The sequence below is a fragment of the Acinetobacter sp. 802_lipA genome (assembly GCF_058242885.1).
Window position 1 is genome coordinate 1 of sequence record NZ_JBZAYP010000006.1, and the last position, 8,375, is coordinate 8,375.

Consider the following 8,375-nt stretch of genomic DNA (forward strand, 5'->3'; position numbering starts at 1 on the left):
CTCGATATTTGCGTTGTTCTTGCAAGTGGCGTAGCCATGATAAATAGACGCTTTTCATCAAGACTCATTCCCCTATAACACTCGGTCACACGGTTTTGTAAAACCATCCAATCCTTCGGATAATGTTTTCTCAAATCAGCAGCCATATTATTTATTCTACATTGTTTGGGTTTGTAGTTTTATATATTAATCTACATGGTTTTTCAAGTAGTCGGTATATATTAATCTACAAGTATAAGTAAGTAGTTTAATACTTGGCGTTTGTAGTTTTTAAACTTGGCGTTTGTAGTTTTTAAACTGCATTTAACTTGGCGTTTGTAGTTTAATACTTGGCGTTTGTAGTTTTTTAAAGTTTGAAAGCCATTCTATACGTGGCGTTGAAGGGGGGCTAAAAGTATTTAAAAGCTTTTTAAAAGTATAAAAAGGAGCAGGGGAGTGAAAAACTGCCCTATGGCACTCGCTAAAGCTCGTGACATTTTGACCTCGCTTTGCTCGGTCTGAGGGGCAGTTTTTTAGTTAATATTGTTTGTGAATTCCAAAAGCAAAAGCGACTATGGATTCGCTTCGCTCATAGAGCTTTATGCTCGCTGCGCTCGGTCTAGGTGCAAAGATCAGCATGTGATTTACTACAAACATGAATCGAATTTTTTAAAAAACGGTTTTTCAGAGGTGTCTAGGCGCAAATTTTTTTTGTGTCGCTCGTAGACACTCGCTAAAGGATATCTGACATGAGCAAAGACGATTTGGTTTATCTGTCGATGAAGAACATCGACAAGCCTTTAAAATTTTTCAAAGCCAATGAACATAGCGTTTTTTGTGAAGTAACTTGGGAAGATTTTTTTAAAGACAATAACACAACAGGATTTGAAGATTTTATGGCAGATCGTGAGCAAGATACACCAAGAGATATTGATTTATAGCGCATGGTTTGCTCTGTATGCGATTTTAATAGTGTTGCACTAGGTTTTATAGTGTGGGTGTGAAAAATCGCTTAGAGCGCAAATGGCGAGCATTTAAAGCAACCCACCTCGTTTCGATATTCTGTTGGTTAAGAATATCCGAGGGGGTCTAAGTGCTTATAACGTGTGCACCGTAAAATTTGACGCAGTACCAAGTGCCAACCACTTGATACCAAACTTTAAAACGCCGATTTTATTCATAAAATCAGAAAATATTTATCCTATGGCGGATAACAACCTCGAAAAACTATGTCTTCAGAAGTTTAGTTTAGTCCGAGCGACCAACTCAAGACAGGGCGCTCTATTACAGGCTTTTCATTCAAGTTTAAGCAAAAACCACAAACCAAAATAGAAAAGGTAATAGATCCCGAACGAAATCCAAGTAGTCCCGACTTTTTTATAAAATTGAGCGACCCACAACGGCATTTATTCGCTAATAAAATGTCTGAAATGCCCGAAATGTCTAAATATTCACGAGGTACAGAGAGCTTTCAGCAATTTGCTATTCGTATCGCTGACATGCTTTTGGAGCCTGAAAAATTTAGAGAGCTTTATCAATGTTTAGAAAAAGCAGGATTTCAGGCATAGTCCATAAAGATTTATTTTGCTTTTTTTATTTTTCCTTTAGGTTTGGCTTTAACAAGAAATTTCTCACCTAAAGCCTTTCCTTGTTTAAAAGTAACAACTTCTTTTTCGGGAATATTAATGGGGTCGCCAGTTTTAGGATTACGGCCGATTCTTTCAGCACGTTTTTGAACGGAAAAAGTTCCAAAATCGACTAATTTAAGACTCTTCTCTTCAACTAATGCTTCAGTAAATACTTCAAGAACAGAATTAAGAATAACTCTGGCTTCATCTTGAGTTATATATAATTTAGGAGCAAGTTTGGCAATTATATCTGCTTTATTCATCGTTAATTTTCCTCAATACTTGGTAAATCAAAAAGTTTTCTATCTCGATCTTGTGTTAAATATGTATTGAGATTAGCGAGTATTTTTGTTTTCTCTGTTTCATCTTCCATTTCTTTAAGCAAATAAGAACCTAATAATATTTTTTTGCGAGTTTCGTCTTTTCTTTGTTGCTCTGAAATTTTCTTTTTTTCCCTAGCTTCAATTGCCTGTTTTTGAGCTTTTAATTGTTTTAAACGCTCTTCTTGTTTTTCAATTTTCTGTTCTAAATTTTCAATACTCATACTCTAAGATCATTCCGAAATAACTCACTCAATCATAAGCGCACATGAATTGAAATTCAAGGTGCTATATGATATCGTGGTTTTTCCCGAATGAAATGAAGGGCGCACTTATCCATTGAAAAAACCTAATGGTATTTTTCAATGGTAAGCACGGTAGGGGATACCCCTACACCCCAAACCAGTCTACATAGACTGGTGAAATTTGGTTTACCAAATTTAAGAGCAAAAGCGAAATGGCGATATATCATTTTTCAGTCAAGAATATAAGTAGAAGTGACGGACGATCTGCCGTTGCTTGTGCTGCTTATCGTTCTGCTGAAAAATTGACATGCGACTATTACGGTAAAGAACAAGATTACACAAGAAAAATAGGAGTCGAACATACACAAATATATGCACCCGAAAATACAAATATTAATTTATTAAATAGACAAAAATTATGGAACTCAGTTGAGAAAGTTGAGCGAAGAAAAGATGCAACTCTAGCTAGAGAATTTGAAATTGCTTTTCCAAATGAACTTAATGCAGAGCAACGAAAATCAATGCTCGATGATCTATGTAAAAAGCTCGTTGAAAAATATGGTGCAGTTGTTGATGCTGCAATACATGCACCACATAAAAATAGTGGAAGTGATGAACGAAATTATCATGCTCATATTATGTTTACGACAAGATCAATTGATCTAGAAACAGGTGAGTTCTCAGCAAAAAAATTTCGTGATTTTAATAAAGAAGTGGGAAGTAAAACAGTTAAAAACTGGCGCTCATACTTTGCCGATTTAACTAATTTACATTTAGAAAAAGCGGGTTTTGATATTCGTGTTGATCATCGTAGTAATAGGGCACGAGGGCTAGACCTCGAAGCAACACTACATGAAGGCTCAAAAGTGACTCAACTTCGACGAATGAATATTGAAACAGAAATCAGTTTAAAAAATGATGCGATTAAACAGCGTAACTTATTGAGTTCAATGCCTGATTTAGAGCATGAGATCATTGCGACATCAAAACTGCTGCAACAGCTCAAATTTGAGCAAAGCAAATTACAAACACAATCAAGAGAAAGTGCTTTTGATGACATTTTGAATACTGCTTCAAGCAAATTGACAGAAATTAATGAGACTTTTGACAAAATAACTGAAAATGTTAACGAAAACGGAAGTCAAAAAAATATTTTTGATACGCTCGACTCAAGCATTTCTAGTTTGAGCAAAAACGAATTGTTTTCAAGCTTGTCTGACTCTATCAACAATCAAGCTGAGCATGAGCGACAAGCTGAGCATGAGCGACAAGCTGAGCATGAACGACAAGCTGAGCGTGAGCGACAAGCTGAGCGTGAGCGACAAGTCGAGCGTGAGCAAACTAGAAATAATAACTACACACCAGATTTTTAGTTATTTTTGGAGTTCGCATGAGCGATCAAGTTTCAGCAACATTGAAAACACTTTTAAACACTATGCAACTGCTTTCAGAATCACTTGAAAATGAAAAGCAACAACATATTGAATTACTGAAAAAACTTAATAGTCATGTCAGCAATTCACAAACTGAAATTAAGAATGATTTTTTTGATTTTCTAAACAAAATTGAGCTTCAAGAGTTCGTGTCAATCGTTCAAGATTCAAAGCTTAATATCGAAAATAATCAGAAAAGCATTCTTCAATTAAATGCTGAAATCATGCAGATCAGACAGACTGCAAAGCAATCACTCGCAGAGCTGGAGCAACAAAACTTAGATCTTTCTAAAAAAATTAGTGGCAGCAGTGACAAAATAACTAGCGATATTATAAAAAATGTTGCTAACGACGTAAAAGAAAGCGTGACACAAAACTTTTCACTACAGTTTAAAGAGCAAAACCAAACACTGATTTTAGAAGCTAAAAAAGCGAACAGCACTGTCATTACGAATATTATAGAAATCTATAATCACTTAAACAAACAAGTATTGAGTGTCACAAAAGATCATCGAGAAAGTCTCTCTCAGTTTAAAACTGATGTCAGCGCATTTACAGAAAGCATTAATATTGCAATCAACAGCGTAAAAGATTCATTTGCTGAAGTTGAAGAATTAAATAAAGATCAGATGAAACAACTTTATGAATCATCTCTTAATTTTAGAAAGCATGTTCTTGATAAAATAAACGCAGAAACGGAAAATATTAATAGTATTTTTGATGATGAAATTAATAATATTTCAAAAAATGTGCAGACTCATTGTAATAATGTTTTAAATAAAATGAGTGAAACAGAAGATTTAGTTGATCAGAAAGCAAATTTGATCAGTTTAAAACTAAACGATAGTTTAACGACAACTGAAAAGATCATAGTCAAACAAACAAACTATTATGAAAACCTATATAAGCGATTGAATTTTAACTATTTTGCAATCAACACAAGTTCAATTTTAGCTTTTTTTTTGGTTGTTCTCAGCGCACTATGCATTACCGCATTTATTCAAAATAAAAGTTTAGAAAAAGATAATTTAGCGCTTCAAAGTCAAAACAAAAAGCTTAATGAAGATGGTGTATTACTCGCGTCGATAAAAAATGACTCGATCAAACTTACAAAACAATCAATTTCGGATGTAAAGAAGAAGTTTCCAACGCTGATAGTCACTCTCAACTGCAAAGCACTTGATTAGTTCGCCCAGAACGCCACAATTTACGATCTAAGCGATTTAAATCTGATTTACATTAATCCCTTATCAGTATCATGTAAAAATCGCTTAAATCGCTTTATATGCCTAATCAGGCGGTTTGCCAATTTTCTAGCACTAATCCAAATTGTTTGAAATGATCAAAAATATGATCATTACTAATCAAAGTCATATTGTGACCAATGGCATGAGCACCAATCATTAAGTCCATTGATTGAACAGTAACACCTTGTAGGCGTAATTCATTACGAACTTTGCCATAAGCATGGGCACATTGTTCATCCCAATCTAAAATACTCAGTGTTTCTAAAAAAGAATTAACTCGATTAATATGTTTGATGATATTCCCACCCTTCTGCAAACCATAAATAATTTCAGCATGGGTAATCTGTGAAATGAAAACATCATCGGGATTAATCATCATTAATTTATTTTTTAGCTTATTACTGGCAACACCTTTTAAAATATAGCCCACAATATTGGTATCAAGTAGATATTCCATTAAAAAAGATCTCTTTCAAATGGCATATCTTGCTCACGATCAGCCATTAGGGTTTCAAAACCCAACACATCACTATTTTCATTAAAAAACTCTGTCCATGTACGAGGTTTTTCAGAAAGAATAACCTCTCCTTTTGTATTTCTTCTGACATAAACAACTTTGCTTTCAAAGCGAAATTGTTTTGGTAGTCGTACCGCTTGGCTTTGCCCATTCATAAAGATTTTTGCAATATGATTCATGATACACCCTCCTTTTTTAATATACTAAATAGTATATATTAAATAGAGATCGGTGCAATCATAATGTCAAATCTTGATAAATATTATTGGCAAGAAGTATCAAAACCGCTCATAAAAAAGCCGACTTGTTTCCAAGTCAGCTTTTCGACATCGTCGAGCATCACCACTATAACACAAGTGTATGATTTTTATATATTTAAAATATGCGTTTCGTATAAGCGCCATTATGTTAAATCAATCATTTTATAGCTTTAAAATCGGTTAATTTGAGGGAGTATTCCCCTACCATTTTTAATACAATTTTTTTAGATAAAACTAGGATATGTGTCTAGAATACGAATTAATATTGCTGCTTCCCTTGTTGGGTAACATCGACATTGTTTGGAAAGTTTTTATACGTTTGCTCTTGTGGCTTGAGTCCACCAACTTAATTGAACAGGATATATTATGGAAAATATAATGAAAGCAATGGTTTATTATGGTGATCATGATATTAGATTCGAGGAACGCAAAAAACCAGAACTAATTGATCCGACAGATGCCATTATTAAAATGACAAAAACGACAATTTGTGGAACGGATCTTGGTATTTATAAAGGTAAAAATCCTGAAATTGAACAAAAAGAACAAGAAAAAAATGGTTCATTCAATGGTCGTATTTTAGGTCATGAAGGTATTGGTATTGTTGAACAAATTGGTTCATCAGTAAAAAATATCAAAGTTGGCGATAAAGTAATTGTTTCATGCGTAAGTCGTTGTGGTACATGTGAAAACTGTGCAAAACAGTTATATTCTCATTGTCGCAATGATGGTGGTTGGATCATGGGATACATGATCGATGGAACTCAAGCTGAGTATGTACGTACTCCTTTTGCTGATACTTCATTATATGTGCTACCTGAAGGCTTAAATGAAGATGTAGCTGTTTTACTTTCTGATGCTCTACCTACAGCTCATGAAATTGGTGTTCAAAATGGGGATATTAAGCCTGGTGATACAGTGGCTATTGTTGGTGCCGGCCCTGTTGGTATGAGTGCACTATTAACAGCTCAATTTTACTCTCCAAGTCAAATCATTATGATTGATATGGATGAAAACCGCTTAGCTATGGCAAAAGAGTTAGGAGCAACGGATACAATTAATTCGGGAACAGAAGATGCTATTGCACGCGTAATGGAGTTAACTAATCAACGTGGTGTTGATTGTGCTATTGAAGCTGTAGGAATTGAGCCTACTTGGGATATTTGTCAAAACATTGTCAAAGAAGGCGGACATTTAGCTAACGTTGGTGTGCATGGTAAGTCTGTGAACTTTTCTCTTGAAAAATTATGGATTAAAAATTTAACAATCACTACTGGCTTAGTGAATGCAAATACTACAGGAATGCTATTAAAATCTTGTTGTTCTGGAAAACTTCCAATGGAAAAGTTAGCAACGCATCATTTTAAATTTAATGAAATTGAAAAAGCATATGATGTATTCATTAATGCAGCAAAAGAAAAAGCAATGAAAGTAATTATTGATTTTTAATAATCAAAGAATAAAAAATCGGGGCACATGCCTCGATTTTTTTTAGCGACTGTTCTGAATTAATATACTTTGATGATAGTAATCTTACTTGCTCCCAGAACCTGTAACTTATTTTATGATATTCACTCTATCCATTAGGAAGAAAAAAACGACTCCAAAAACTTCTCTTTTTAGACTCTTCTTCTTCCACCACTTTTGAGAACTATAAACTTTATTTATTTTATCTTTTTTATCCGTAGGTAATGCTCCCAAAAATTAAGCTAGTTTAAAAGTAGAAAATTCACTCGTCTTTATAAGTATTTCTAAACTTAACATAATACACCTTATACGAAACGTGTTATAATTCCACTTAGAAATCAATGCTGTAGTTTCTAGTTGATAGCCCATCTTCCCCAAGGTGGGTTTTTTTTATGATTTTTCACGTTCCATGACTATTATTTAAGCAATGTTTCACGACTTTGATTAGCTCAGTTGAATAATGCTCCTAGCAATTCAGCCTTTAAAATCTGTTTCAGTTCGCAAAGCCTTAAAAATACGTTTCGCTATTTCCTCACGAACCGATTTTGGATCTCGTAAAATATTCGAAATCCATACCGCAAATGCTTGATAATCTTTATTGCCTGCAAGGTCGCTGATGCTGTGTACCTTTGATAAAATCGAGCTATATGTGCTGATTTGGCTATCAGACATTTTGCAGAACATATCGAGTGTGTGCGGATCTCGACCTGTTTCGATCACTTTCGGCTTTGGCTTCTCTTTAACAGTGAACTTAAAGCCGACCACAGAACGCCCTCGCTTTACATTCTCATAGCTGAGGTCAATATCAGTATTTTGATTGATTTCATCTAATGATGGTTTTATTACACGATCTTTGAGATTTCCTATTCGTTTATAAGATTCAGGTAATTCAAATTGCTCAAAAAGATCATCAAGGCTGATCTGAAAGCCACCCATTGCCTGATGCTTCTTAGCTAAGTGGTAAAGGTCTAGTGAGTAGTCTTTCTTGAGCCGTAATACAACTTCTTTCTTGTACTTGGTGTAAGGGTTTAAAGCATCAAACTCCCTCAAAAGAAGGAGGACTTCATCTGTAAAATAAAGTTCTGACCCTCCTTGCCCTGCTTTATAAATCACCTTCTGTAGCCATCTAACTTTTACCCGATCTCCATTTTGGGCAGTGTATCCAAAGAATCGAGTGAAAAGACGATCTGATGCAGTTTCTAATGCAGTATATGCGGTTGAAATGTCTATGCCACATTCCCGTGAGAAGTCACTAGACGAGATGAAAATAGGATCATTG

9 protein-coding genes and 2 pseudogenes are annotated in these 8,375 nt (G+C 34.6%); 5 read left to right on the plus strand and 6 right to left on the minus strand.

Features of this window, described 5'->3' with window-relative positions:
* A pseudogene (locus AC4CU3_RS19080) lies at nt 1-146 on the minus strand (replication initiation protein); the annotation flags it as partial.
* Nucleotides 147-728: 582 nt separating this feature from the next.
* On the opposite strand from AC4CU3_RS19080, the gene AC4CU3_RS19085 reads away from it, so the two are divergent.
* Together AC4CU3_RS19085 and AC4CU3_RS19090 are read left to right on the plus strand one after the other, a co-directional pair.
* Nucleotides 729-920: a hypothetical protein gene (locus AC4CU3_RS19085; protein WP_068569695.1), complete on the plus strand. Its 192-nt coding sequence runs from the start codon at nt 729-731 to the stop codon at nt 918-920.
* Nucleotides 921-1,238: 318 nt separating this feature from the next.
* A pseudogene (locus AC4CU3_RS19090) lies at nt 1,239-1,547 on the plus strand (replication initiation protein RepM); the annotation flags it as partial.
* 11 nt (nt 1,548-1,558) lie between these two features.
* Here the strand turns inward: AC4CU3_RS19090 and AC4CU3_RS19095 are convergent.
* Both AC4CU3_RS19095 and AC4CU3_RS19100 read right to left on the minus strand, forming a co-directional pair.
* Complete coding sequence (locus AC4CU3_RS19095; RefSeq protein WP_068569697.1) at nt 1,559-1,870, minus strand: HU family DNA-binding protein; 312 nt, start codon at nt 1,868-1,870, stop codon at nt 1,559-1,561.
* Between the two features lie 2 nt (nt 1,871-1,872).
* Nucleotides 1,873-2,151: a DUF8583 domain-containing protein gene (locus tag AC4CU3_RS19100; protein WP_063454741.1), complete on the minus strand. Its 279-nt coding sequence runs from the start codon at nt 2,149-2,151 to the stop codon at nt 1,873-1,875.
* Nucleotides 2,152-2,384: 233 nt separating this feature from the next.
* Here AC4CU3_RS19100 and mobQ point away from each other — a divergent pair, with 233 nt between their 5' ends.
* Both mobQ and AC4CU3_RS19110 read left to right on the plus strand, forming a co-directional pair.
* Nucleotides 2,385-3,545 (plus strand): MobQ family relaxase, encoded by a 1,161-nt coding sequence (gene mobQ / locus AC4CU3_RS19105; RefSeq protein WP_163069996.1) that lies wholly within the window; start codon nt 2,385-2,387, stop codon nt 3,543-3,545.
* A gap of 17 nt (nt 3,546-3,562) precedes the next feature.
* Nucleotides 3,563-4,792, plus strand: coding sequence for a hypothetical protein (locus tag AC4CU3_RS19110; protein ID WP_068569691.1), 1,230 nt, complete (start codon nt 3,563-3,565; stop codon nt 4,790-4,792).
* 106 nt (nt 4,793-4,898) lie between these two features.
* Here AC4CU3_RS19110 and AC4CU3_RS19115 read toward each other — a convergent pair whose 3' ends face one another.
* Both AC4CU3_RS19115 and AC4CU3_RS19120 read right to left on the minus strand, forming a co-directional pair.
* On the minus strand, nt 4,899-5,309 hold the full coding sequence (locus AC4CU3_RS19115) for a type II toxin-antitoxin system VapC family toxin (RefSeq protein WP_063454736.1): 411 nt from the start codon (nt 5,307-5,309) through the stop codon (nt 4,899-4,901).
* Nucleotides 5,309-5,548 (minus strand): antitoxin, encoded by a 240-nt coding sequence (locus tag AC4CU3_RS19120; protein WP_063454737.1) that lies wholly within the window; start codon nt 5,546-5,548, stop codon nt 5,309-5,311. Before AC4CU3_RS19120 ends, AC4CU3_RS19115 begins: the two co-directional genes overlap by 1 nt.
* A gap of 447 nt (nt 5,549-5,995) precedes the next feature.
* On the opposite strand from AC4CU3_RS19120, the gene AC4CU3_RS19125 reads away from it, so the two are divergent.
* Entirely contained in the window at nt 5,996-7,078 is a 1,083-nt protein-coding gene (locus AC4CU3_RS19125) for a zinc-dependent alcohol dehydrogenase family protein (protein WP_006582650.1), read from the plus strand.
* Nucleotides 7,079-7,570: 492 nt separating this feature from the next.
* Here AC4CU3_RS19125 and AC4CU3_RS19130 read toward each other — a convergent pair.
* Nucleotides 7,571-8,375: replication initiation protein (locus AC4CU3_RS19130; RefSeq protein ID WP_490738500.1), on the minus strand; the 805-nt coding region annotated here is incomplete at its 5' end.